This window comes from Halorubrum sp. CSM-61, assembly GCF_003781945.1.
Classification (GTDB): Archaea; Halobacteriota; Halobacteria; order Halobacteriales; family Haloferacaceae; genus Halorubrum.
Genome location: NZ_RJJW01000007.1, coordinates 83,858 through 109,195 on the forward strand (window position 1 = coordinate 83,858; position 25,338 = coordinate 109,195).

19 protein-coding genes are annotated in these 25,338 nt (G+C 53.5%); 11 read left to right on the forward strand and 8 right to left on the reverse strand.

The window, feature by feature from the left end; translation table 11 throughout:
* Positions 1–71: 71 nt before the first annotated feature.
* Positions 72–248, reverse strand: a complete 177-nt coding sequence (locus tag EDM04_RS18590) for a hypothetical protein (RefSeq protein WP_164471133.1) — start codon at positions 246–248, stop codon at positions 72–74.
* Between the two features lie 108 nt (positions 249–356).
* Here EDM04_RS18590 and EDM04_RS13210 point away from each other — a divergent pair, with 108 nt between their 5' ends.
* Entirely contained in the window at positions 357–1,181 is an 825-nt protein-coding gene (locus tag EDM04_RS13210; protein WP_123622863.1) for an IS5 family transposase, read from the forward strand.
* A 23-nt stretch (positions 1,182–1,204) separates the two neighbouring features.
* Here EDM04_RS13210 and EDM04_RS13215 read toward each other — a convergent pair whose 3' ends face one another.
* Positions 1,205–1,600, reverse strand: a complete 396-nt coding sequence (locus EDM04_RS13215) for a hypothetical protein (protein ID WP_123622865.1) — start codon at positions 1,598–1,600, stop codon at positions 1,205–1,207.
* Positions 1,601–1,785: 185 nt separating this feature from the next.
* Entirely contained in the window at positions 1,786–2,019 is a 234-nt protein-coding gene (locus EDM04_RS13220; RefSeq protein ID WP_241154920.1) for a HalOD1 output domain-containing protein, read from the reverse strand.
* Positions 2,020–2,154: 135 nt separating this feature from the next.
* Between EDM04_RS13220 and EDM04_RS19170 the strand changes: the two genes are divergently transcribed.
* Positions 2,155–2,418: a MarR family transcriptional regulator gene (locus EDM04_RS19170; RefSeq protein WP_123622869.1), complete on the forward strand. Its 264-nt coding sequence runs from the start codon at positions 2,155–2,157 to the stop codon at positions 2,416–2,418.
* 357 nt (positions 2,419–2,775) lie between these two features.
* On the opposite strand, the gene EDM04_RS13230 is transcribed toward EDM04_RS19170, so the two are convergent.
* Positions 2,776–3,237, reverse strand: coding sequence for a hypothetical protein (locus EDM04_RS13230; protein ID WP_123622871.1), 462 nt, complete (start codon positions 3,235–3,237; stop codon positions 2,776–2,778).
* 244 nt (positions 3,238–3,481) lie between these two features.
* On the opposite strand from EDM04_RS13230, the gene EDM04_RS13235 reads away from it, so the two are divergent.
* Complete coding sequence (locus EDM04_RS13235) at positions 3,482–3,889, forward strand: hypothetical protein (RefSeq protein ID WP_123622873.1); 408 nt, start codon at positions 3,482–3,484, stop codon at positions 3,887–3,889.
* A 17-nt stretch (positions 3,890–3,906) separates the two neighbouring features.
* Here the strand turns inward: EDM04_RS13235 and EDM04_RS13240 are convergent, their stop codons facing one another.
* Complete coding sequence (locus EDM04_RS13240; RefSeq protein WP_123622875.1) at positions 3,907–4,347, reverse strand: TRAM domain-containing protein; 441 nt, start codon at positions 4,345–4,347, stop codon at positions 3,907–3,909.
* Between the two features lie 46 nt (positions 4,348–4,393).
* Positions 4,394–4,969 (reverse strand): hypothetical protein, encoded by a 576-nt coding sequence (locus EDM04_RS13245; protein ID WP_123622877.1) that lies wholly within the window; start codon positions 4,967–4,969, stop codon positions 4,394–4,396.
* Positions 4,970–5,102: 133 nt separating this feature from the next.
* Between EDM04_RS13245 and EDM04_RS13250 the strand changes: the two genes are divergently transcribed.
* The 5 genes from EDM04_RS13250 (at position 5,103) to EDM04_RS13270 (ending at position 14,126) form a co-directional block, all read left to right on the forward strand.
* Positions 5,103–5,534 (forward strand): ArsR family transcriptional regulator, encoded by a 432-nt coding sequence (locus EDM04_RS13250; RefSeq protein WP_123622879.1) that lies wholly within the window; start codon positions 5,103–5,105, stop codon positions 5,532–5,534.
* 235 nt (positions 5,535–5,769) lie between these two features.
* On the forward strand, positions 5,770–6,786 hold the full coding sequence (locus tag EDM04_RS18720) for a hypothetical protein (RefSeq protein ID WP_206424466.1): 1,017 nt from the start codon (positions 5,770–5,772) through the stop codon (positions 6,784–6,786).
* A 9-nt stretch (positions 6,787–6,795) separates the two neighbouring features.
* The gene (locus tag EDM04_RS18830) at positions 6,796–8,628 is read left to right on the forward strand and encodes a hypothetical protein (RefSeq protein WP_241154921.1); all 1,833 of its coding nucleotides are present in this window, start codon (positions 6,796–6,798) and stop codon (positions 8,626–8,628) included.
* A 51-nt stretch (positions 8,629–8,679) separates the two neighbouring features.
* Positions 8,680–11,268 (forward strand): PD-(D/E)XK nuclease family protein, encoded by a 2,589-nt coding sequence (locus tag EDM04_RS13265; RefSeq protein ID WP_206424467.1) that lies wholly within the window; start codon positions 8,680–8,682, stop codon positions 11,266–11,268.
* Positions 11,265–14,126 carry an exodeoxyribonuclease V subunit beta gene (locus EDM04_RS13270; protein ID WP_123622881.1) on the forward strand — a complete coding sequence of 954 codons (2,862 nt, stop codon included), beginning with the start codon at positions 11,265–11,267 and terminating at the stop codon, positions 14,124–14,126. The genes EDM04_RS13265 and EDM04_RS13270 overlap by 4 nt, the downstream gene beginning before the upstream one ends.
* A gap of 473 nt (positions 14,127–14,599) precedes the next feature.
* Here the strand turns inward: EDM04_RS13270 and EDM04_RS13275 are convergent, their stop codons facing one another.
* Both EDM04_RS13275 and EDM04_RS13280 read right to left on the reverse strand, forming a co-directional pair.
* Positions 14,600–15,763 carry a hypothetical protein gene (locus EDM04_RS13275; protein ID WP_123622883.1) on the reverse strand — a complete coding sequence of 388 codons (1,164 nt, stop codon included), beginning with the start codon at positions 15,761–15,763 and terminating at the stop codon, positions 14,600–14,602.
* On the reverse strand, positions 15,756–17,510 hold the full coding sequence (locus tag EDM04_RS13280; protein WP_123622885.1) for a DEAD/DEAH box helicase: 1,755 nt from the start codon (positions 17,508–17,510) through the stop codon (positions 15,756–15,758). Before EDM04_RS13280 ends, EDM04_RS13275 begins: the two co-directional genes overlap by 8 nt.
* Positions 17,511–18,292: 782 nt before the next feature.
* On the opposite strand from EDM04_RS13280, the gene EDM04_RS13285 reads away from it, so the two are divergent.
* The 3 genes from EDM04_RS13285 to EDM04_RS13295 all read left to right on the forward strand — a co-directional run bounded on the left by EDM04_RS13285 (position 18,293) and on the right by EDM04_RS13295 (position 25,291).
* Positions 18,293–21,508 (forward strand): DUF499 domain-containing protein, encoded by a 3,216-nt coding sequence (locus EDM04_RS13285; protein WP_123622887.1) that lies wholly within the window; start codon positions 18,293–18,295, stop codon positions 21,506–21,508.
* Positions 21,509–21,738: 230 nt separating this feature from the next.
* Positions 21,739–23,700 (forward strand): AAA family ATPase, encoded by a 1,962-nt coding sequence (locus EDM04_RS13290; RefSeq protein WP_123622889.1) that lies wholly within the window; start codon positions 21,739–21,741, stop codon positions 23,698–23,700.
* Complete coding sequence (locus EDM04_RS13295) at positions 23,693–25,291, forward strand: hypothetical protein (RefSeq protein WP_123622891.1); 1,599 nt, start codon at positions 23,693–23,695, stop codon at positions 25,289–25,291. The genes EDM04_RS13290 and EDM04_RS13295 overlap by 8 nt, the downstream gene beginning before the upstream one ends.
* Positions 25,292–25,338 lie beyond the last annotated feature (47 nt).

Below are 25,338 nucleotides of genomic sequence, written 5' to 3' on the forward strand. Positions count from 1 at the left end.
TATCGTTTAATTTGGAATATATTCATCAACTAATATTCAATTTCTATTTGATTACCGCAGTGGGGTTTGCCCTATTCCTCCCGAGCATCAAGAAAACGGTTGACGAGTAGAGGGACAATCATTCCGAATACAATGAGAACTACAAAATTGACCCCTCTTGGGTACTCAGTGAAGCCTACGAGGGCAAAGAATATGACGAGGGCTGACGCTCCAAATGCGTAGAATATCTTATTTTCACGGGTAACCATACGCAGAGCGATGCTTCTGAGGGATATAGTTCCACCGGCCTTGTTTAGACGTTTTGAAGGACAGCTAACTCGGTAAACTAACTGACCTCTGAGTCAGAACCGAGTTGTATGTCTTCTCGTCTCTCGCACTTCACAGATCGCCTGGTAACACTGGCAAAACGCGCAGTCTCTGACGAGCCTTCACCAGCAGTCAAGAAGGGTGACGGTGGCTACGCCGACTGGGTGATCGTTGCGATCCACGGCCTCCGCGAGTACCTTGACCTTCCGTACCGACGGCTCCTCGATGTGCTTCACGAAATGCAGGGAATCATCAAGAAGATGGATCTCAAGCCGAGCGAGCTGCCGGACTTCACAACCGTCTGCGCACGGAAACAGCAGCTCAAGATGTCTGTCTGGAGAGTTCTTCTTCGGCTTTCCGCTGATCTTCACGATACCGGAGAAGTGCAGGCCATCGATGCAACTGGCTTCGACCGTCATTCAGCCAGCCACCACTACGCAAACCGGACAGACTACACCATCAAATCGGTGAAGACGACAGCGTTGGTAGACTGCGAAACCAGTATTGTCTTGGATATTCACTGCTCGACGAGGCAGCCGCACGATACCCACGTCGGGCGGCAGGTACTCACACGAAATCTTAGCCACTTACAGACTGTTACCGCTGACAAAGGGTATGACTGGGACGATCTGCGTCAAGAACTTCGGGAGGCTGACATCCGACCAGTGATTAAACACCGAGAGTTCTCTCCACTTGATGTGGCTCACAATGCTCGGCATGACGATGACATCTATCACCAACGGTCAGTGGTGGAGTCCGTCTTTTTCGCACTTAAACAGCGGTATGGAGACACACTCCGGGCTCGAACGTGGTTTGGGGAGTTCCGAGAACTCGTTTTGAAAGCGGCGGTCAGAAATGTTGAAGTCGCTATCTAACAGTTCAACTCAGATGTTAGCATTTAGGTTGTAATTGACCGTTGACTCCCTTCTATTGTTGCTCTCTGTATACCATGTATGTATGCTGCGACAACGATGGCGATGAGGCTGAACGTACCAAGAATGCGAACAACTGGGATTTCGGCTAACGGAGGCACATCTGCTTGAAGAACAATCTCAGCTACCGCTCCAATCACAACGAGGCCGAGCACACCAGCCCATAACCACATTGTTGCATATCCAAGTTTGTTGAGATTGGCAGTTTTTACAGCGTGACCGAGGAGAATAGCACCGGTCATAAGTGGTACAATAAGAAGGAACCGAGCAGAGTTTACCACTAAGATACCAGCACCGAGAGAGATTGCGGTAAAATACACAAAAGCCGTGACGGTCAGACGGATTGAGGGGAGGGCACTCATAGAGAATGGTCAGTCGCACAAATAGTTAATAATTTCCTCGGTTGCCACACCGCACATCAAGTGAGTGCGTTATATGTCGAGCCATTAATTGAACTAAAACAGTAGGTATCTAGCGTCTAAACAAGGCCGTGTGCGCGGATCGTAGCCGGATACACCACTTAGCAGGCAACCGACTACTGTGGCTCCTATTCTTCCGATTCGTCGGTCAGAACGTCGACGCTGTCCGGTGTGACAGCCAACCGGATTCCGTCGACCGTAAACCGTACTTCTACGTCTCCATATGGCGCGTTCACGAGCTGGTCAAGGGCGTCAACGTCGACGTAATCCTGGAGATGGAAGGCGTCGGCATCGAGCCCACGCGCCTCCAGCGTCTCAATAATATCGACAAGGAGATCATTCGGCTCGGCCGGGCTGTCCACTGGTGAAGAACTCATCTGTACGCTCAGAATGTCGGATGGCAGCCGTTTAAAGGTTTGTAGTCAACTACAGAAGCGATTAGCTTTGCTACTTGACGTAGCGCGTTCGAGATAGCGTCGGCGCAACCACAAGCGATTATGCGCTTTGATGCTGACTGGATGTCTCGCGCTGATGATCGGATTCTGGAACATCTCGCTGAAGAGGGCCCCGACACTCCCAAGGAAATGGCAGATAGCGGTCGCGTTCGCTTTTCTCGCCAACACATCAACGCTCGCTGCAAAACGCTAGTAGCCTACGGGCTTCTTGTCCACCTCGGTAACGGTGTCTACGACATAACCCGAGAAGGGGAACAGTACCTCAATGGCGATCTAGACGCTCGAGAATTAGTACGTGGAGGATAAATTCCCTCTTCTGGAGCTTGGAGTCAACAGGGCAGCGTAATTCCGAGTGGTAACTAGGTTGAGGAACGATTCCAATGCGAGTCTCATATAGAACCTCCTACGGAACAAAGTGGAATATGAGCCTACAGAGAATCGGTGACGACAGGTGAAGCTGGCCTTGCGATGCGAACGTTAGATAGCGGAATCACCATAGATGAGAGGCAGTCGGTTCCGTTCACACCAGAGTCCAACAGTATTTTGAGCGGCTTGCACCCGTAGACCGCTTCGTTCTAGATAATGCGTCTGGATTCTCCCCTGTCACACAGGAATATGCCCAGAATCGCCGGATACAGATCATCAAGGTTCGCACATAGTACGCTAATATCCGCACTCTTCACACTCCCACCGGTACCCCTCACTACGTCTTTTATCACTAACCGGCACTTGTAGAGATCCGCATCGGTAGCACTCATCAAAATTATCCTCGGGGAACGCCTCCTCGAATTCGTCTATACAAGCCTCTAACTGCCGTCGTCGTGTGGATTTTCTAAACCATTCGTTCGAGTCCAAGATTCTCTTATCCAGTTCGTTTGCCTCCTTCCGCCAATCCGCTAACGATTCTAAGAACTCATCTATCGAGCTACTCTCTTCGAGATCCTCAATACAGTCCTCTATGGCTTTCCGTTTTATATCTGGTTCTGCGCGTTCACGGGCAGCATCCCAACTCCCTTTGTAGAAGCTGTCTTGCTGTTCTTTAATTTCCTCAGGTCTATCCTCCAGTTCACCAGCTTCCTTACGCCACTCCTGACAAAGAGAGTCTACGACATCCGATACACTCATATCAAGAACTGTGTTTTCAAATGAAATAAGAATCCGGGTGAAAATACTGCTCTACCCTGCCTAGGCGAAGACTGCTAACTCCGGTGACTCCAGCTCCCATTCGCAGGCTTCACCAGCAAATAAATCGTTCTCGTCGATGAGAAATACCAAATCGATCCTCTGGAAGTGTGATGAATTGTTTTGAGGGATACTGCTTGATGAGGGGAGAACACTCAATTATTCATGGTATCTATTACCATGCGGAATGGCGGCATTCTACCGAGGCGGCGAGGAACGGGTCAACGTCTTTGAGGTCGATGAGAGGTATCTGTTCAAGCATTATTTTGACAACGAGGAGGTGTTCGATCGCCTCAAGCACTACTACAACAACCAGCATTATCGCTTCGAGGTCCCTCCGGACGAATTTACCCAGCTCCGATCGTTCCTCAGTGATCAAGGATACGGGCTAGTCATCGTCGATACGATCGAAGAATTCGTCGTCGTGGTGCAAAAATACACGACCCATCCCGACAACATCTTTAAACAGTCCGTGATCCAGCGCAGCGTCAGTAACTACAATTGTTTCTTGCTCACAGACCAAGAAGCGGTCGAACAGGCAACCCGTGACCACGCGACTCGGCTCATTGACACCGACCTAGCCAATCCATTCTAAACGAGAAACAACAGGAATCACAGCGTTCGAGGGTCCGGCTCAACGATACTGGCAAACGCAACGTTCTGTTGTACCTGTTCGATCTCGACAGTCGGTACCTCACCGGGCTGAGCCTCCGGAACGATCACGACGTACCCGCGGTCCACCTTCGCGATGCCATCCCCCTGGTCGCCAACCGCCTCAACCGACACTTCTCGAATCTCACCCTCCTCAACGGGTGGCTCAAAAGAACCGTGTTCACCGACAACTGAGGAAGGTCCTGACGACGAGTCTGAAGGTTGGGTCTCGGATCGGGCTGTTATATCCTCGGCTTCGAGAACGGCGATTCGATACATCTCAACGGGCTGGATAGCGTCGTGGCACACCTCACTCTCTGGAACCTCGAATGTGTAGCTCCCGTCGTCGGACTCAACAGTCGCAGTGAATACCGAGCGAAGTGTGTCAGGGATCTCGACCATCACGAGAAGATTCAGCGTCCGACGCAAATAGTCGTTCCTCACGTCGTCAGTCGGGCGCATAGGCGTCCGCCACATAATCGCGAAGTTCCTCGGGCGTCATCCACGTGTACGCACGATCCACACGATCCATTGAAAGGAGATAGTGTGCGAACATCCCGTCGTAGGCCGCGTACTGTTCCTCCTCGGTCTCGTACGTTCGATAGAAGGCTCGCGTTCGCTCCCGATAGGTCGGCTGATCGATGTAGCCTGCTTCCCACGCGTGCCCGCCTTGGGAGTGTTCGTACACCCCGACGATATGATCCGCGTAGCTGACCAACAGCTTGAATTTCGACGTGAAGAACTCCGATACATCCAGAATATCGTCCATCAGGAACGCGTCGACCCCGTCATCGGAGTTCGAGGCTGCGGCATCGCTCGCGAGTTGGTCGCGAACAGCCTCCAATCGTGGTCGCTCCTCCTCCCCGTAGGAACCGAGAACGAAGTAGGACGTGTTGTTGATGAACCGTCCGAGATCCTCGTGCATCGCGGTCTGGATCGCCTCGACCCGTTCGGGTGTGAGCGCCTCACCGGGCTGGTCGCCCAATTTGTCGATGACGGCACGGGTAGCGTCGTCGTTGGTCATACTGGGTAGGATTCACTACCGCCACCTAACGGTACGGAAATACGACCGGAAGTGGAATGCCCCCGGCACTCTGGATACCACTTCGAGCTTCACCGAAATGGTTATCTGACCAGGGGACAAACACTAAGACACAATGTCCCGGCCTGACGCCACCCCGCTCACGCCAGCCGAGAACGCGGCCGGCCTCGATCCGATCGCAGCGTTGAGTGCCCTCGACGACACGACCCGCGCGAATATCATCGGGACGATCGTTGGTCATCCGAAAGGCGCGCCCTCGAAGAAGGAACTCGAATACTACAACCCGAGCGTCGCCGCGTCGACGCTCACCGACCACCTCATTCGGCTGGAGGAGGTGGGGCTGATCAAGGCCATCGAGCGAGATCGTGAGGGGCTCGAGCGGGGCCAGCCATACCGGTTCTTTCAGCTCACCAATGCCGCCCGCGAGCTGTTCGACCGGAACAACCTCTTCGAGCGCGACGCATATCGAGAGCTATTCGCCGAAGTCGAGAAAACAGACGAAATCAAGACCGCCGAAGACGTCGACCGTCCGAACAGACAGAACTGATACTCACCTCGGGGCATACGTTTTACCGGACTGCGAGCGCGACATCCGGGATATTTCGAAAGCATACCCAGGGCAAAACCACCGAGAAAGATCTGGCTCTGTTTCGATTCAGAACAGATGAATCGTAACAGAAGGCACGCCTCAATTCCATCCTCCGAGGCTGTGTGAGATTGTGGTCACAATATGTCATCTTCTCCGATAGACATTTGACCACGGCTATTATTGAATTACAAAAATGGTGGATGTCGAGTCTGTTGCCGTATTCAGTTGCGAAATGGGTGAGGAAATCGAAAAACCGACCCCGGATCTTGTTGGCACGCTTGATGAAGACGATCTAGTTACTGACGCTGGTGCAGAAGCCGAGCGGATTGTCGCAAGTATGCTGCGGGACACACTTGGGCGACGTTACAATAGTGACGACACGAAGAATGCTCGCAACCACATCTTCACGGATGCTGCTCGTAGTGCATCGGTAAACCTTGAGGGTGAGGACCGTACGACTGTAGAATTACTCGAAAGAGTTCGAGATGGGAGTGACATCGAAAGTGTTGGAGAGTCTCTTTCCCAGCTCTACCTTAATGAAGCACGCTCTGTATCGGATCTTCTCATTTATACTCAATTTAGCGAGTACGACGAAACCTTCGCTGCGATTCTAAAGACTCCCTACTTAGAAGGCGCTCACGAAATTGACCTCGACCACGAAGACACAGAAGCAGTATTCACCGAAAACGAGCGCGTTATCCAAGAAGAGACGGACAAAAGCGTCGTCTATCCTAAGTACGACAAATACGAGGAGCTAATTGACGAAGATAGTGCACAGCTGTATCAGGAGGGAGGGGCACAACACTACGCCAAGTATTGGTACGGGTTCCTGAATCTCAAAGCAGCTCCGCATCCGGACGAACTAGTTGAGTCTGCAATCAAGCAACGTGCCAGCGAAAATGAAACCTCGGCTGCTTATTCCACGTATCAGGACTTCACTGATGGGGGCCCAATTACGTTGGATGATGCCGATGGAACGGAGGTAGACGTTGATCAGGGAGACGTTAGTGTTCGAATTGCAGGGAAATCGATCCGTGTATCAATAAGTGAGTTGCGTGAAAGTGATAATGTCCAACTCGCACGAGACGGTGATCAGTTCTATATGCTACTGTCTGACCTACAGCCAGAACTCACAGTCGGAAGTGGGAATGGGAAGCGCTCCTTAGTAGACGACCTGTCTAATGTTCCTGACATCCGCGACCTGTTCTAGCCTATTCAAATGACGCCTCGTGAGTTCATTCAAAGGATAGTCGCAGTTTCGAGTACCGGATCAGTCAATGATGAAGCCATCTCTAATCTCTCGATAAATACTGAGGCCAGCTCTCTGTCCGAGGACACATTCAAAAATCTATTCGAGGCTTGGGATTCGTTTCCTGCGTATTTTAGCGGATTTCGCTTGATAGCTGATGATCAGCGGTTGTTCGAATTGTCTGGGAGAGAACTCAGCGTAAACGACGAAGGTCTAGAGGCGCTCGCAGACCGCGATCTGGATCCTGCCGTCGACGTAGATTTTTATCGCCGAGGGTTTGACCGGTACTATCCAGATGAGATCCGGAACGCTGCTGGCTTGCTTTATGAATTTGCATCAGAACTCGACGATGCGAACACTACCGTCACCATCGAACTTGGCCTTCAGAAGGGACGAATTGCTTCGGACCTCCTCAGCGAGGAGTTCTCCTCCGGATTAAACTTGAATCCTCTCCTTTGGTGGTCGCCATCGGATTTGTTCAGATGGATCGGAAGTCACAGCCCACATGAGGTTGCTGCTGAGCTATTCGAATACGAATCCTTCCCTGTATTTCTCTTTCTTCAGGATGCTCCTGATGAGGTCTTTCCCGTTACAATGTGGACCGCGAGTAGCGTTGAAGGACTCCCAAAGGAGGAGCTTGAGGAGGCTGCCGACCAGTACTTTGACTCTATGTCTGCTTCCCGAAAGTTCACTCACTGGCGTGGAGACCTTTCACCAATCCACCCTTCGATAGTTGAGGGTCTTTGGGAAACCTGCGATAGCGAACAAGTTTCTTCTCTCTATGCATACTCTCTGTTAGGTGTTCTCTCCGCAGCTGTTGACCATGACGGCCAGATGATGCAGTTCCAATTCTCTAGTGAACCTGAATTCAATCCTCGGATTGACTTGTCTGAGCAATGTGTAGAGTGGGGCAATGACGGCATATGTGCAATTCGAGATCTCCACCAATCGTTTGAAGCTGAAGAGAAAAAAGATGCATTTCGAGATCTCTGGCAGTTAGCTATAACTGAACACTGTCGAGGTACGGAGCGTGGCATCGAAATACTTCCAGAGGTCATTGAGGATGTTAAATCAAGTTACCAGAACCTCCAGGTATCTGCTGTCGAAGAAAACTTCGAAGCACTAAGTGACGTACTTGAAGACACGCAGACTTTGATGGCTGGATTGACCGATCGGCTTTCGTCGGCAGCCAACGAAACTTCTCAAGATATCCAACGATTGACGTTCACACTCCTTGGTGCAATCGTCGCGAACATCTTCTTGGTACTTCGATGGAGCGACCGAGATCTGGTGCCACCGTTTTCGATTTTTGTTCTTATTGTGATCGTTGGGTTCTACCTCCCCCTCATTCAAGGGAGAATTGAGGACCTGAACGACACAATCACTGAGGTGAAGAACGACTATGAATTCTACGAGAAGCACATCCGCCGGTTCAACAAGGATCTATTCCGGTTTGGTGATCTAGAAGACCGGAAATCAGCATACGTGGGGTTGGCTGAAACGCAACGTCAGCGGGCACAAACCCAGCTTCGAAGGGTCTTCTACGCTCTACTCACCGTCTGGTGCGGATTGGCAATCTGGTCTGGGTTTGCATTTTCGTTCGGACAACCGCAGTCACTTGCGTTAGCGGTCTCTGGTGTAGTGCTTGCAATCCTTTCTTTTGCTCCCACTGATGGACCGTTCGGCCACGGTGGTTACGACTATTTTAGCAGAGGGGCGGCGGTAGTCACTCTTGTCATCATCTCCCTTTCGTTCGTTTACCCCCTACTTCCGCTGTCTATCGGAATCATCCCGAACTTCTGATTGGACCGTTCCGACGACACATTTTTGAAAGCCACCTGAGTCCGATAGTCCGTGTCAATTACACGAGCGAAGTCTATTGATTCTCTCTACGAGGAATGCAAGGATTTCGACCTTGTGCTCGTGCCGGATGCGCCGATGGCGAGTGCCCTGAACCGGCGTCTTGACCAACCCCACTTCGGGCCATTCGCGATCACACCACGGCGCCTGGCTGCCCGACGCCGAGAACAGGCCGAGGATCGACTCGCGTTCCTCGAAATCATTCAGACAACTGACCTCAACTGGAAGGAGACGTCCTATGCGGTCGGGAACATCCTCCAGTGCTGGGAGTATCAGGGGACGGCTGACGCTGTTCTGGACTACGAGCAGTTCGCGACGACGGCAACGCACACTGCTGTCGACTGTATTGCAGAGATGGACACGACGTCTAACCGTCTCACTGAGTACAGTATCGAAGCCGACGCGTCGGTCGCTGTCGTCGGCTTCAAGCAGCTTACCGAACTCGAACGCTCGATCCTTCCCCCAGACTACGAGACGGTCGACCCGTTCACCGAGGAGTCATTCGACCATCCATCGTTCCGCATTCTCGACTCACCGGCCGCAATCGTCGACGCGGTCCTCGATACGGTCACACCGGAGAACGCCGACGACGTGGCTGTCGTCCTCGATGCAGCTAGCCAGTATTCCCCGCTCATTGAGTCGGCGCTGGAAGCTGCAGAGATTCCATACTACGGTGGTCCGGGGTTCAGTGACGATGCTCGTCACCGCGCATTCTTACAGCTCCTTCGAAGTGCCCACGCTGGTCGGGATACACGAGTAGGCGACGTTCGACCACTCCTCACCCAGCTTGGGATGCCTGTCGACATCGAGCACGACGAGAAGCGTCTCTACGACCTCGACCGCCCGGAAGTAGACTGGCTCCTCGAGTTCCGCGATAAAATCCGTTCCCGCACATTCGAAGAGGCCATCGACGAATACGAAGCAGTCACGGACGCCTCTATCGACGCCTTCAGAAAGGAACTCGCGACGCTCGGTCTCCTTGACGACGCCGTCACCGAACCGGCAGTTGACCGTCTCGAGTTCTACCTGCAGTCGTACGAAGTGCCTGTGGATCGGGAGAACGAAGGTGTCCTATTGGCAGATGCAAAATCAGCCGCTCACGTCGACCGTGCCGTCGTGTTCTATCTCGGCCTCGACGAAGGTTGGACACATTCGTCGCCTCGTCGCCCGTGGGTCGACCGAGATCAGGAGTTCGAGCGAAACATCCGGCAATTCCAACTCCTCCTGCAGAACGGTGTCGACCAGTACTACCTCGTACAGGACACCGCCGGCGGAACGCCCGTCACCCCGTGCCTATACTTCGAGGAACTGTTCGACGAAGAGTTCGACCGATTCAGTGACTTGGACTCACTGCGGCACTTACGGGCGTCTCGAACGACACAGGACGGATTCGAAAAAGAACCACTCGATGTCTCCCCCGAAGAAGTCACTGCACTCAGCCAATCGAGCCTGAACACCTACGTAAACTCCCCCCGCGACTACTTCTTCAGTCGACTCGTCGACAACCCGGACAAGGACCACTTCAGGGAAGGGAACCTGTTCCACGACTTCGCGGAGTTCTATGTCTCGCATCCAGACATCATCACGTCTGATACACTCGACGATGTAGCCGCAGTCATTCTCGACGAAGTCGACCCGCTCCTCCGGGGCGTCGACCGGGAAGTCCGACTCACCAAGTACCACGTCGGTCTCCAGACCATCGTTGAATTCCTCGATGCAAACTCACCTCACGGTGACGGCCTGGTGACGCCTGACGGTGGTTGGGGAGAGAACTTCTTCGCCGAGTATTACGACCGCCCCATCGATGCGTCGCACACTGAACGTTGGTTCGAGAACACTGATCTTGGGTTGAAGGGCAAGATCGACCTCGTTCACAGTCCGACCCGACTCCTCGACTACAAGAGTGGCTCAAAGAAGTCAGCATACTCGATTGTAAAGCATTCGGCGCTTGATCCACCGAGCGACAAACCAAACTTCCAGGCGTTGCTGTATCTCGCCCACCAGCGAACTGAGCACCCGGATGAGGAACTGCGATTCACGTTCTTCCACTTCCTCGAAACGCTTGATGATGTGGTGACTGGGAATGGGTCTCTCGAAGACTGCCTCACTACGGTGACCTACTATCCAGTCACCTTCGAGGAATACATCGCGAGCCCAGCTGTCTTCACGGAACTGCAGGAAGACGCCGCGAACGACTGTAACAAGACCTTCTCGAAGTCGACGTACGAAATCTACCGGGCTGTGTTGGATAGGTATGAGTTTCCGGACACCAGCGACAGCGACGAACTCATCGAATCGGAATTCGGCGACGCACTCACCGAGCGACTGATCGCTGATGTCGGGGACTACAAGTATGTGAAAAAGGGCTGTAAGCAGGCACTACGACACTTGCTCCGGATCCGCAACCAGAACTACTTCACCGGCGACGTGGACGCATTTGAGCAGTTCGTTCGAGAGCGCCTATCGGAACTGAACACCCGCCGTGCGGGTAACGAGCGCTTCCCGGTTCAGGGACTCGGTGGCGATCCAAACTATCGGTACGTGGACAACCGCGATTGCATCCTGGAGGGTGAGTCACGATGACTGCACCAAACGACCAACAGCAAGACCTCATCGACAGCAAACAGGGCATCCACGTTGTCGACGCCGGCGCAGGGACTGGAAAGACGTTCACCGTCACCCGTCGCTACGCCGAAATCGTCGACCAAGACGACGTCGAACCTGAGGACGTCCTCCTCGTGACGTTTACCAACAACGCGGCGACGGAGATGAAGGACCGAATCGTCGCCCACTGTGACTACGGGATGCGTGAACTCTCGGACGCACCGATCCAGACGTTCCACAGCCTCTGTCACGACATCCTCATGGAACACGGCTTCGAGGCACCGACACTCCTCGGCATCGACGACCGCATCACGGGGTCCACACGTGTCCTCGAAGACGAGAACGTCGAGAAGGCGCAATTCCGCGAGTTCATCCGTCGGTTCAGCGACGACCATCCCGAGTACGACGACTTCTTCCGCGCTATCGAGGAACCAGTCGAACTCCTCGGGTTAATCAATCAGCTCGCGGCGAAAGGTGTCTTCCCGACGGCCGATGGCTGGTACCGGAACGGCGAGCGGCATCTGGACGGTGATTTCGAGACGTTCCGCGGGATCTTCGACGAGCTGAACCAGCCCCGAAACGACGGGAACAAGCAGTCGAAGCTTCGCTCGAAACTCGGCGGCTACGGAGACGGCAAGTGCTACCTCCCAGACGCGCCCGAGGAGGACGAGATCCGTGGCGGATGGGGTGAGAAGCAGGTTCCTGATGGCGTCGCACAGCTGGTGTTTGACGAACAGCGAGAGGGCCTCAAGAACTTCGTTCACGACGTCTACCACGAGTACCTTGAGTTCGCACTCAGTCGGAACTACCTCAACTTCAGCTTTCTTCAACTATTTGCGTTCGTCCTGCTCTGTGACGACCATCGACTCCGCGACGATGTCGCGTTCGAGTACGTAATGATCGACGAGTTCCAGGACTCTAGCGAGATCCAGTTCAAACTCGCTCTCCTGCTCGCGAACACGAACAACGTCTGTGTCGTTGGCGACTGGAAACAGAGCATCTACTCGTTCCAGTATGCTGCCGTCGAGAACATCACTGAGTTCGAATCCCGGCTGGATCGGTTCGTCGACGAACTCAACGAGGACCACGAGCGAGTGTCGTGGGCGACCCGCCCGATCATCGATATCGAACTCGTCGAAAACTACCGGTCGACGCAGGACATTCTCGACTTTTCCGAGCACAGCCTGGTGACGTCCGCGGCGAGCACGGACGACGTCGACGAGACGGCCGTGCGAGATAGAATTGTGTCGCTCTCCTCGAACGCAGCGCACGAGAACTCTCAGATAGCGGCGATTCAACACGAAGACGAACACGAAGCCGTTCTGACCAAGATTCAGGAGATCGTCGGGAACGACGCGTATCAGGTCGAGGAGGATGGGGAACTTCGTCTGCCAGAGTACAGTGACATCGCCGTTCTCACCCGAACTCGTGACTTCGGCCGAGAACTCCTCTCTGTCGCCGAGGCGTATGGGTTGCCGATGGCGTACGAAGGAGGCATCGAGTTGTTCCGGTCTGACCCGGCGAAGCTTCTCCTGGCGTGGCTGCGAATCCTCGAATCCGACGCGGAGCGGGGATGGGCAGTCGTGCTTGAGGAAGCTGGCTACACGCTCGACGAGGTCAAACACGTGCTCGATAGCGAGGAGTACCCCACCAACATGCAGGCGTTCAAGTCCGAGCTTGCGTCACTGGAGACGGTCGGTGGGATTGCCCAGCGCGTGTTCTCCCAGTACGACTACGACGGGGCCTACGCTGACGTGCTGCTGACGACGATTCAGTCCGTCCACAGCGCGACAACATTGACACGAGGTGACCTCATCCGATTCATCGAACGCGGCATCGAGGACGGAAGCACCCACGAGGTCCACGCGAGCGCCGGTATGAATTCGGTGACGGTCCAGACCATCCACGCGGCCAAGGGACTCGAGCACCCCATTGTCGTGCTCGCGAACATGAACTCCCATTGCTTCCCACCGTCAGGCGGGAACAGTAACGCGATCACGTTCGACGATCCGATTGGACTACGCCAGCGAAAGCTCTACGCCGATGATCACGGGTATCCACATATTCACGATAACTGGCGGACTGACGTCCTCCGGAAGTGTCTGCCGCGTGGATACGACGAAGAGCGACGCTTGCTCTACGTCGCGATGACGCGGGCTGAGAGCCATCTCGTGTTCGCTGCAGGCGAGAGCCCGAACACGTTCATTGAAGAGCTCCCGGTCGACCTCGAGGAGCTGGAACCCAACGTTCAGGAAGACGATATCGACGAGACGACGCAGGCACACTTGCAGATTTCCGTGCCGACACCGGACGGCCCGGTCGGACACTCGCCGCACACGCTCATGCGCGACGATGTGTTCGAGGACGTCGACGACGGAAGAGGGACCGCGTTCGGAACGCAGACCCACGAATTCGCTGAGCGGTACGTACTGGAGGGAGACGTCGAACCCTCGAACGACGACGAGCGTCACATCAAGTCGTTCATAGACTCGCTCGATGGAGAATTCCGAGTCGAGGAGGACGCCTATCTGCCACTCACTGTCGACGGCGAACAGGTCACCATCTCAGGAATCGTCGACCTCGTTCACATCCGTCCCGATACCGTCGAGATCATCGACTTCAAGACTGACCTCGGACGGCATGCTGAGGATGAGTATCGGAAGCAACTCAGCGTGTACTATCACGTGTTGGCTGAATGGTTCCCTGGCCGAGACGTGACTGCAGGTATCTTCTATACCGCCGAAGGGGATCGCGTTAACATCGACCCACTCACGAAAGCGGATCTAGCCGCACTAATTGGTCAAGAACAGCGTTCGGAAGCCAGCGTTCTCGAGTAGTAATACCGCAGATCCAGATATCTCTTGGACATAACCGGAATTCGTTTGGGGCCAAGTTGTTCGGCGGCAACAGATTCCTCAGAGCAGAGAAGAACATCCGCTCAGCACCGACCGAGATGAACTGAGGCTGCGTGTTACTTGTCCGACGCCATGCATGCGTTTATAGGGTAGAAGAGTCAAAATTAGGTCGACCAATGAGTCTTGATGAGGCGGTTGAAGAAGCGCTCGCGGCGTACAATATGTCGCGCAGCGAAGAGGCCGAGGAAACGGGCCGAACAGTCGCCACCCTCCAAGACTAACAGCGCCACTTCACCGAGGTTTCGAATCTTTTCAGCAAATTCTCACTTCGGTAGCCCTGGCGTTGCCTTCAGTTCCGGATATCCAGCTCGTTCGGTGGCTTCCTTGACGAATCAGTGTACTAGCTCTATTCGCTCCGCGGCTTTGCTCTATTGAACTATCGAGGGGTCGCCGTATCACCGCTCTTTGGTACAACTTTGGCATTCGAGACCATCTGAAATCGTTTGAAGCGGGTTGCGTTCGGTGAGTTCCCGTTCACACGACGAACATCGAACAGTATCGGCTACACCGATCCCACTCCCGTATCCGAGAGTAACGGTTTGATGGATGCTACCGTCGATAAGTTCGAAATCGATCTCGCCTCGCTCGTACTCAACTTCCGTCAGAGTAAGCGGTGTGACCTGCACGTCGAGTGAGTGCCGCTCTCGGATTTCTCGTTGTCGATTGGGAAATCCACTGTCACGGCGCTCCTGTAATTCGTTGAGCGTCTCGTCGAGTTCCTCGTACTCCGATTTGAGTTCTTTCCGTTCTCGCAACGCTTGGACACGTGAATCCTCGTCTCCTGTGTTGATCTTCTCACTCAGATCGTTGATCTTCGACGACAAGTTCGAGTGTTCTTCCTGTAGCTCCTGGATACGCTGTTGTTGCATCTGACGGTACTCTTCAACTTCTGAATCTGCCGCACGCGAGGCTTCTCGATGAATGTCGTCGAGCTGCCCCTGTACGCTTTCCAGCAACAGTTCCCGGGCTGTTTCGAGGAGAGGCCGCACATCTGTCTTGGTCAGCTGTACAGCGCCACTAGTGGCCGACTCGCTCTCTACTGTGGTGGTCCCGAGGAATGTCTCCGCCAGTTTAGGAAGGCTCTCCTCTGACCGCGTGTCTACAGCGACGGCGCGGAGAAGCTGTTGCTGGTATTCACTGACGGTCTCGATACCGACACGAAAGAGAACCACGATGGCTGTGCGGTCGTAATACGGAGTGAACTGTGCGCTCTGCACCTCGACAGAGCTGTTTTGGATCCACTCCGGACTCTCGATGTCAGATTCACTCTCTATCGACAGCTTGCCAGACGGCGATCGTTCACCCGCCTCACGGAGTAGCTGTTGAAAGAACGCACTCTCCGGATGCAGCCGTTTCGTTCTATCATCGTCATCGTCTGGAGTACCCTCCCCCCGGATGAGTGTGTGTCTCCCGTGGGTGATCTCGGTGTCTATGTCATCGGGTACCGACACCAGCCAGTGATCGTCACTTCGCTCGATGGAACAGCCGATAGATCGGAGATACCGTTCTGTGAACTGCTCTACCACAGATTGCGTGACAGAAATCGAAGCGTCAGTCATCGCTTTCCCCTAGGTCGAATCCTTCGAACACGCCGCTATTGAACTCCTCAAGTTTGTCGGCGAGTTCACGCTGTTCTTGGAGGTCAACTGCCATCGCATCGAAGTCGTTCTCAAGATCGACTTCGGAATCAGCGGCCACCAACCGTTCGAAGATCTCGTCTTCGAAGCTTGTCCCCGACTCTTCCAAGCGGCTCAGGATTGAGCTCAGTTCTCCGACGCTCTGCTGGAAGAGATCGATCTTGTGGTACAACCGTTCCAGTACGTACTCTTCGACCGTATCTTTCAACGCCATATTGAAGATGAATACGTCTCGCTTCTGGCCGATCCGGTGTACGCGTCCGATACGTTGTTCAACACGCATCGGGTTCCACGGCAAGTCTAAATTGACTAATATATTGCAAAACTGTAGGTTACGGCCTTCACTCATAGCGTCGGTTGAAACGAGGATTCCTCCTTCTTCTTCGAAGTCCTCGACAATTTGCTCCTTCTCGCTGCTTGAGTGCCCGCCGTGGAATGCGTGTACTGTGTATCCCTCCGAGGCAAGCCTGTCGAGGATCTGCTGTTGGGTTGCTCGGAACTGAGTGAAGACGATGACTCTCCCCATCTCGACGTTGTCACGGGCTTCTTCGACGATATCCAAGAGTCGTTCCTGTTTGGTCACGGTATCGATCTCATCGATCAGATCTAAGATCGACTCCAGTTCGTCTGCGTGCGTGAGCTCCGACTGGTCGTAGAGTCGCTTCTCGATGGTCTTCTTGAGCGCGACCGGGCTGCTGACGACCTCCTTCTGGAGGAGCATCAGTACGAGCTTTTGACCCTGGTCCTGACTGTACGCCCCTTTGACGTAGTCGGAGACTGCCTGGTAGAGTTCGCGTTCCTTCGGGGTGGGATCGAACGTTCGTGTGTCGATAGTCCGATCTGTGAAATCGATATCCGTGTCTTCGCGTCGGTTCCGGATCATCACTTTGTTCAACCGATCCTGTAGCTCGTCTCGATTCACCAGTGTCTCCTGATTGCTGTTCACGAAGTAGTGATGGAAGACGTCGCGTGTACCGAATAGCCCAGGGCGGAGTAGCGAGACGACGTTGTAGAGGTCAGTCAGTTCATTCTGAATCGGCGTCGCCGTCAGGAAGAACGCGTAGTTGTAAGAAAGCCGGTCAATCAGGTCGTAACGGTCCGTCTCTTCGTTTTTGACGTAGTGGGCCTCGTCGAGTACCAGAACGTCCCAGTCGCGATCAAGAACCGTCTGACGATGTCGCTCGCTCTTCGCAGTGTCGATGCTCGCAATGATGTAATTGTGGGCGTCGAAATCCTCGAATTCATCGTCGTAGTTGCAGACGAAGTCGAGACCGAATTTCTCTCGGAGTTCAGCCTGCCACTGTTTGGCCAGCTGTGCGGGAGTGAGGATGAGGACGGATTCGTCCGTTTCACGGAAGTGCATCTCCTTGAGAATCATCCCGACCTCGATGGTCTTCCCGAGGCCGACTTCGTCAGCCAGGAGTGCTTTTCCATCCATCTCGAAGAGAGCCCGGTAGGCTGCATCCACTTGGTGTTCGAGAAGTTTGACGGCGTTCTCGTCCAACTCCTTCAGTGACCGGAGTTCTGAATCAGGCTGGCCTGCTTGCAGACGGACTGCTTGGATACTCTGCAGGTGACTCCCATCAGTACCGTCCTCAGACAGCGAATCCAGAAGATCGTCAGCAGATTCGTGTGTGACCTCGATATCGACGAGGTCGTACCCGCTCATACGTTCGTAGAAGCAGGTGTGCGTGAAATACGTTTTGTGACTACCAATCAGCAACCAGGCAGCTGTGTCTCCATTTCGGAAGTGTACATATGCAGCTGAGCTCCCACCGAATCACTAAGTGGATGTGAAATAACATTAGGGTAGGTAATCAAAGATGACCCAGTGGGCCAGTCACTACTTAGAAATCCCCGAAGCAATCCGAAGTAACGATGCCCTTCAAACGCAGATTGCCGACATCATTCCTGGTCGCCCAATCTATGGAAAGAGGGTAGAAGGTGGTAACCGAGAACAAAATGCACGAGATATTCTCATCGACTTCTTTGACTGCAAAATCGAATATCAAGAGGCATATGAACGTGTTCTACAGGAGCTTCCACGGCGCGAATCTCCGCATTCACACAATAATAATACGTTTAGCAGCGATTGGAATGAAGCCTTGATTCGGATGCAAGCTGTTCGCTTCTACAACCACGGGGCATTTCTACAACTGAAGGAACTCGGGTACTCAGAATGCTATATTCCACATTCGCCACACGAAAACAGAGGGTCAGAGTGTACCAGGAAACTAGCTGGCGACACGTGGGAAATTGACCCGCTACTTAACCGATTGAAAGAACGGTATGATAACGAGAACTACGACACGCCCGTAACAATCCCTAGTCGACCGAATTGTACCCACACTCCGATTCCCCCCGATATGTCTGAAGACGACTCACAAAGCCGCTGAATTCGCGGGACCATAGTGTTTATTGGGTGCCACTGAGGTTTGTTTAAGTATCAAGATGGCACAGACGGGATCCTTACCAAATACGCTCGAAGACACGGTGACCCTCAGCCGCGAGCTTAGGGAAGAAGGACAGATCGATGGGCAGGTAAAACTCTACAATGTTGACGACGACGACGAGTTCGAGTCTGACGCAGCACTCTTTTTCGAACGGACGCTGATGACTCAGGGCCTTCGAGAGGCCCTCTCGATTCTTCGTGATTCCTTGACTGGGGACGACCCGCGAGGCACGCACATCCTCTATGGCCCGTACGGTAGTGGGAAGTCTCACCAGATGGTGGCACTGTACCACTGTTTCGATGATCCCGACGCCGCAGGTGCGTGGGCAAATGATTCGGTTGAAGGGTTCGACGCTTCGCTTCCGGAGTCGGCAACGCCGATCACGGTTGCGATGCAGAACGAACAGTACGAGTACCTCTGGGAACCGTTCTTCGAGGCGCTTGATTACGATCCTGGGACGTTCGAGTCGGGTGGCTATCCCGATATGCAGACGATTCAGGAGGCCGTCGGCGACACCACTGTCGCATTCTTCGTGGACGAATTAGAGGATTGGTTCGATACGCTTCAGGGTGATCGAAAGAGCGCGAACAAGGCGTTCCTCCAGTCACTGCTCGAATCGACCGCGCTTTCGGATCTCGAACTCTACACAATCGTCTCTGTGCTCCGCGAAGGATCTGAGGTTCACGACATTCTGAATCGGGAACAGGCGGTCGAGGTCAATATGAACAACCAGGTGGACAAGCGCGAGGTCCTGCGCCACCGCCTGATCGACTCCGTAAACGAGAGTGCGGCGCGAGAGATCGTCAACGGGTACTTCGACGCGTATGACCAAGCCGATGGGCACGTGGATCTCCCCGACGACTTGCTGTCGGAGATGCACGATCTCTATCCATTCCACCCTGTGCTTCTGGATGCCCTCGAGACACGCTACTACGCTGATGAGGGCAACCAGAACACGCGCGGGATGATCTACCTCTTCTCGAAGGTTCTCTTGCAGATGCAGGATCAGACGGACCTGATCACACACGGCGACATCGACGCCATTGAGTTCGAGGACGAACTGGCGAAGATCAACTACGAACGACTGAATGCCGCTACCGGTGACATCAAAAGTCGTGTTGACACGGATGAAGTGCCCCACGGTCGTCGCATCCTGAACACGATCCTTCTCTACTCGTTGAAGCCGAGCGAAGGCGAAGGTGCGGAGGTCTCGGAGATTGTGATGGGTGCCTACCAGACAGGTGACCTCGTTTCCGATGTCGTCCTCAACCTCGAACGATTGCACGGCGTTGCATGGCACCTCCACAAGCTGAACGGGAAGTACGCCATTCGTGACCGGCAGAACCCGAACGCACTCATCCGGAACGCAGCTGTGGATGTGTCGGAGACGTCGGCGAAGGCCGAGATCGCGGACTTCATCACGGATATCTTCGGCTCGAACGCGCACCCAGTCGGGTTCCGGACGAACGATATGCGGGACATTCCGGACGACCGTGAGGTGAAGGTCGTCGTGAAGGACGGCCAGTGGACCCAGGACGAAGTGAAGAAGGTCATCACGAACGACGGTCGCGGACGCGAGTGGCGCAACACACTCGTGTTCGTCCAGCCCTCGGGGGACAAGGCCATCGAGTCCGGCACACGGTACATCGACAAGGCGCGGTATATTGAGGGCGCGCGACAGGTACTCGCCGACGAGTCTCTCGACGACGAAATCCGCACCTCGATTCGCAGTATGATGGAGCAGGAGGAGAACGAACTCCGTGAAGAGCTTCAACTCCTGTACGGCGATGTGATCGACGGCGACAATCTGATGGACGATGACGAGTGGGCGAAAGTGGAGCCGATGGATCTCGATGTCTTCGTCCTCGACGAGGCGGAACTCGACGCCTCGAACATTGCGGACTCTGCGGCAGCTGACCCGTTCGACCTCCAGTCGCACGTCTGGGACATCGCCGAGGACCTTCTGGAGCGACGTGGGGAAATCTCGGTCGAAGACATCTACGAGCAGTTCCTCCGTGACCCGGAACTCCCGATTCCCGGCAGTGCCAACGACGTGTTGAACGCAACCGTCGAAGCGCTCGACGGCAAGCCGGTACTCGCCCGTGATACTGGTGGGTTCCGTGACGACCTTTCCGGAAGCTCACTGGACACTGTGCTCGTTCAGCAGGACGACGTGGACGTGTGGGGCGTCGATGACACCGAGCAGGAACTCCGCCAGCGCTTCGGCAGCGGTACGACTGCACTCGATATCGGTGACTTCGAACTGGAACTCGTCGAAGACGGTGAAATCTGGATCGATGGCGACAGTCACGACGTCGTGATGCGGGCTATCGGCCGGCTCGCCCGTGAGGACCAGTACGTCATCGTGAAAGGGAACGAGATCCTCGACAAGCCACAATCCGACGCGACGCTCCGCGACGTCGGCGGTGCGGAGGTCGTCGGTGCGTCGTCCCTCGTGGACCGTATCGAGGAGCATATCAACGACGACGGGTACGCGAATCTCGACACGATCATCGGAGAGGTTCGGTCGGACGAAGCGGTGTTCCTGCCGCCGGACGAGACCGAATCGGTTGCTCGTGAGGCGGTCAACGAGTTCCTCGTCGACGACTACGTGCTGGAGGCCGGCGGTCGGTATCTCGGATCGCTCGGCGACCGGGAGCCGACGACAGTCAAGATTGTCCCGACGGTATCCGACCGAATCGGTGACCAGATTCTGGCGTACATAGAGGACTTAGAACCGGGTGACCAGTTCACCGTCAACAAGGTCACCGACCGCTTCGACGACAGCGTCACCGAGTATATGGTGCGGACGTTCCTGCTGGAGAACATCGGGAAGGACGAGGAACCGGAGTACGTTGTCAACACGACCGGGTCGGACAAGGCCACCGACTGGGTTCCCGGCTATCCGTTCCGGAAGGCTGACACAGAGGCTGATACGTGGCGCTTCGAGTACAACGGCGACGACGTCGCCGCGATGCGGAGCAAGTGGCGGAACAACCACCAGACGGGGAGCGTCGAATACGGCGACGTCACGTTTATGCTGCCCGACAGGGAGGGTGTTCCCAGTGCTCTTCAGGGGACCGCCGACGTCGAGCGTACGCAGGTCAGCTTGACGTTGCGGTCCGAACAGGACTACACAAAAGTGCAGGACCTATTCGAGCGGATGCCCGAAGAGGCGTCGAGTTTGAAGGTCGAGATTAGCTTCCAAAAATAAACGATACTCTCTGTGGATTACTCTGAAGGCGAGCGCTCTATAATATCCCCGTTCCGCTTAAGTCCTCTTTAGGAGGGGTCGCCCCTTACCGTATTTCTGTTAAGTAAGTTGCATCCATGTACAAATGCCGACGCATCTCTATTTACCTGGTTGATAATCCTTCAAATGGGCAATTGATAATTAAGCGAATATATTATTACAATCCCCATTCATGATGTGGAACAATCAGTATGTCCGACGAACGTGTTCCAGTCTCGGAACGTCATCAGGCCTTTGTTCAGGTTTTAGATTCGCATATTATAGATCCTGGAGAGCCGAGTGTCCCATTCGAGGTCGAATTAAAACCTCCACTACCCAAAAACAGCCGGATCTTCCTTCTGAGCCTCACACATTCAACACGAGATAACGAATATAATGTCCAGCCGATAGAACCAGAAGGAGACGGAGAATTAAATCTTGATATAGACGCATTCGTTGTGTTGGCGGGATATAACGACGAAAAAGACGTATTTGCGCTCTGGGATGCCGATCTTCAACGTGAATTCTCCTACTCACAGACGATTCAGATTAAGGAGTCCACGCTAAACAAGGCGGTCAGAGAGGGCATCGCGAGACAGAAACGTCGATTGAGAAAAACGCCGCACACAGAAGTCGCGTTAGCTGCTAGACCCGATTCGCTGAAGGAAGCTCTCATTCAACGGTATAAACGAACACGAATTCGATCACTTATTGACGACCACTTTCCCGATGGTTGGAAGGATTCGCCCAGCAAACATTACAAGATTGAAGAGACGATTATTCGATTTCTCGAAGACTATGGCGACGACGAGCTAACAACCAGTAAACGGCGTCAGTTTGCGCAGGAGGCTGTTGCAGAAGATGAAGATGTGAAAATCGATACGGTCCAGTCCAAATGTACGGAGGATCTTCAAACAGACCCGGACAGCTCAGACACACTCACAGATGTGTTTGATTCTCGTCTCGAGGAGATTGAAAAGGCATGGAAGGACATCCAAGCGGCGTCAGAATCTGACTCCTCCGATATCGAAGCTACCGAAACGGATATAGCCACTCCACAATCGTCGCCGGAATCATGGGAGGACGTGGATGAGCTGATTGAGTCGACCGAATCTCCGTCACAACCGGAGGACTTGTACTTCCCTCGAGGGAATGATGAACGTCCAGTACTCAATCAAATCGACGATGCACTCCGATCCGGAAAACACATTATCATTACGGGACCACCCGGATCAGGGAAGACAGCACTCGCCGAGTATGTCTGTCGCCACTACGTTAACGACGACTATAGAGTCGCTACAGCGACCGCTGACTGGTCAACGTTCGATACAATTGGAGGGTATCGCCCCGAATCAGATGATCAGCTGAGTTTCAAGCCTGGTGTCTTCCTTCAGCGATTGCTTGATCCATCCACTCTCGAACCGAAAAATGAGTGGCTCGTTCTCGACGAACTGAACCGCGCTGATATCGGGAAGGCATTTGGATCGCTATTTTCCGCGCTCACGCATCGAAACATTTCCCTTCCCTTTGATATCAAAGGAAACCAAGTGATGCTCTATGGTGATCCCGATACAGTTGACGCAACGCCAGTAACTGCGTACAACTACTACATCCCATCCGACTGGCGGTTGCTTGCAACGATGAATACGGCCGACAAATCATCACTCTATCAAATGGGATATGCCTTCATGCGACGATTTGCGTTCATCTCAGTTCCAGTGCCCGACCCCAATCAAGTGACACCCGACCTCATCAAGCGATATATTAACTGCTGGGATGATATCGAGATTCCCGATGCTGACGCTGACATCTGGCCGGAAGACGTCACAGATGACGGTGTGGAAAGCCCTGCTGAACAGATTTATGAGGATCTGAGTACCTTGTGGAGCGTTCTATTTGATGAGGAAGAAGGCGCTGACCTCCAGATCGGGCCAGCACTGATTAAAGATACAGTTAGCCATACTCTCTTTGAGTTACACACGTCAGGAGAGCTAGACTACGGGAATGCCTTTGCGGCAAATATACTGCCACAACTAGATGGCATCCCCATTGAAACAGCAACAAGCACAATAGATACACTACATGGAAGGATAGAAGCGAATGGCGCTGGAAGCTCTCAGTTCTCCAAAGAGGTGCCGATCCGTACTGCTGAGCAAATACTGAGCGATGTCTGACGACTCACCTCAGAAGCCAAAGCGCGACGAGCTCGTCAACAATATTGCGGAATATCTGGTCGGATACATTGGAGAGGGTATCTCCATAAAACCGGCCCTGAGTGATTTCACCCCAAATATAGACATTAATGATCTCGAGGAGTTACTGGGATACTACTTCCTACTCACTGGTGAGGAAGTACTCTCAGACAACCTCCCGAGATCGAAGCTCACGATCGGAAATACACCACAGACAGATATCCATGGTAATTCGATCGGAGTGCGAGACTTCGTCACGCTACTTGCGTCAAGAGCACGCTCACTTGATATCGAGGTCAAGACAACAACGGAGATCTATAGAGGAGAAGCCCCCGGCCGAATCGATTGGAACGAGACGATTAAGCATCGATATTCATCTGGTGATTTGACTAAGCAAACATTTGCTTGTCAAACTCAACAGCCGACGATCAAATCTGCCCGAAACAAAATCCTCGTTGAACTACTCACTATAATGGAAAATATCTATACACGATTTGATAACCAGGTCGCTGGAGACGACCCTCCACAGTGGTTTTACCCATGGCTCAAAGAGCACAATCGAACGCCGCTAAAGGAGCTTCAGCAGCAAGCGACGGCTGTCGGCGAAGTGAATCTCCCAAGCGATCTGGGGGAGCTGCCTAATCTTCGCTTGCTCGTTAATACAACACTCAACCAAACACGCCTTTCGAACCTAGAGACGAAATCGATCACTATCTCTGACACAGAGATACGACAAGTCCGGAGCGATCGGACACCCCTGTATCGAGAGGCCGCAGAATTGTTATCGATGTATCGGCGCTTGATGCGAGAGGATCTAGATGTGGACCTAGCGAAATCGATCCTAGGATCGATGCTTATTCAGCCCCCAAACGGGGATCAGGATCTGTCTACACTGTATGAGTTGTATTGGATACTCCGAATATTAGACACCCACAATGAGTCAAAGCGGAACCTCTTCTCGATGAGCTCAGATGAGCATCTCATTGCTCGATGGACCGAAAAGGGGGCCACGTATCTCCTCTTCAATGACTGGGACGGGACATATAATGGGCAAGAATATCTCCATTTCAACACGCCGACTGCGGAAGATCTTTCTCCGCACTCGGAGACAGTTGATGATGATCAAAATAATACGGACCTCTCTGAAAAAGAAGATCTATACTTGCGAATCCGAAATGTATTGAGCAACCGCTATCGGCTCGAAACGAGTGTTCTGGACTACAGTCCAGATAGAAAAACGCCGGATATTGTTTTGGTTAAGTTATTAGATTCTGATGATATCCCCCAGATTGAGAGCGTGCTTATCGGAGAGGTCAAGCACTCACTGGATACCCCTTATCTTCGAGACGGCCTTCAGCAACTTCTGGAATACGGCGCCTTCGTGAAAATCGGAGAGGATGCCGAACTCCACGCTGGCGCCGACAAACCGTTCCTGGCTAGTGACCCGTCCGTCATTGGCTCCCCCGAAGTTGAACTGGGCTACTTTGTTGGCCATCAAGATATCCTCGAGTACGCGGGACCGACCGGCATACATATCATTGGGTTTGGACAGGAAGAGCAGCAGATTATTTGAGTGGCCTCAAGACTCTCGGGATATTGCTTACTCAACAGTTCACCACG

Bases quoted from the DNA above. Each gene is read 5' to 3' on its own strand.
- EDM04_RS18590 (WP_164471133.1), bottom strand. From the start codon at position 248: ATGGTTACCCGTGAAAATAAGATATTCTACGCATTTGGAGCGTCAGCC.
- EDM04_RS13210 (WP_123622863.1), top strand. From the start codon at position 357: ATGTCTTCTCGTCTCTCGCACTTCACAGATCGCCTGGTAACACTGGCA.
- EDM04_RS13215 (WP_123622865.1), bottom strand. From the start codon at position 1,600: ATGAGTGCCCTCCCCTCAATCCGTCTGACCGTCACGGCTTTTGTGTAT.
- EDM04_RS19170 (WP_123622869.1), top strand. From the start codon at position 2,155: ATGCGCTTTGATGCTGACTGGATGTCTCGCGCTGATGATCGGATTCTG.
- EDM04_RS13230 (WP_123622871.1), bottom strand. From the start codon at position 3,237: ATGAGTGTATCGGATGTCGTAGACTCTCTTTGTCAGGAGTGGCGTAAG.
- EDM04_RS13235 (WP_123622873.1), top strand. From the start codon at position 3,482: ATGGCGGCATTCTACCGAGGCGGCGAGGAACGGGTCAACGTCTTTGAG.
- EDM04_RS13240 (WP_123622875.1), bottom strand. From the start codon at position 4,347: ATGGTCGAGATCCCTGACACACTTCGCTCGGTATTCACTGCGACTGTT.
- EDM04_RS13245 (WP_123622877.1), bottom strand. From the start codon at position 4,969: ATGACCAACGACGACGCTACCCGTGCCGTCATCGACAAATTGGGCGAC.
- EDM04_RS13250 (WP_123622879.1), top strand. From the start codon at position 5,103: ATGTCCCGGCCTGACGCCACCCCGCTCACGCCAGCCGAGAACGCGGCC.
- EDM04_RS18720 (WP_206424466.1), top strand. From the start codon at position 5,770: ATGGTGGATGTCGAGTCTGTTGCCGTATTCAGTTGCGAAATGGGTGAG.
- EDM04_RS18830 (WP_241154921.1), top strand. From the start codon at position 6,796: ATGACGCCTCGTGAGTTCATTCAAAGGATAGTCGCAGTTTCGAGTACC.
- EDM04_RS13270 (WP_123622881.1), top strand. From the start codon at position 11,265: ATGACTGCACCAAACGACCAACAGCAAGACCTCATCGACAGCAAACAG.
- EDM04_RS13275 (WP_123622883.1), bottom strand. From the start codon at position 15,763: ATGACTGACGCTTCGATTTCTGTCACGCAATCTGTGGTAGAGCAGTTC.
- EDM04_RS13280 (WP_123622885.1), bottom strand. From the start codon at position 17,510: ATGAGCGGGTACGACCTCGTCGATATCGAGGTCACACACGAATCTGCT.
- EDM04_RS13285 (WP_123622887.1), top strand. From the start codon at position 18,293: ATGGCACAGACGGGATCCTTACCAAATACGCTCGAAGACACGGTGACC.
- EDM04_RS13290 (WP_123622889.1), top strand. From the start codon at position 21,739: ATGTCCGACGAACGTGTTCCAGTCTCGGAACGTCATCAGGCCTTTGTT.
- EDM04_RS13295 (WP_123622891.1), top strand. From the start codon at position 23,693: ATGTCTGACGACTCACCTCAGAAGCCAAAGCGCGACGAGCTCGTCAAC.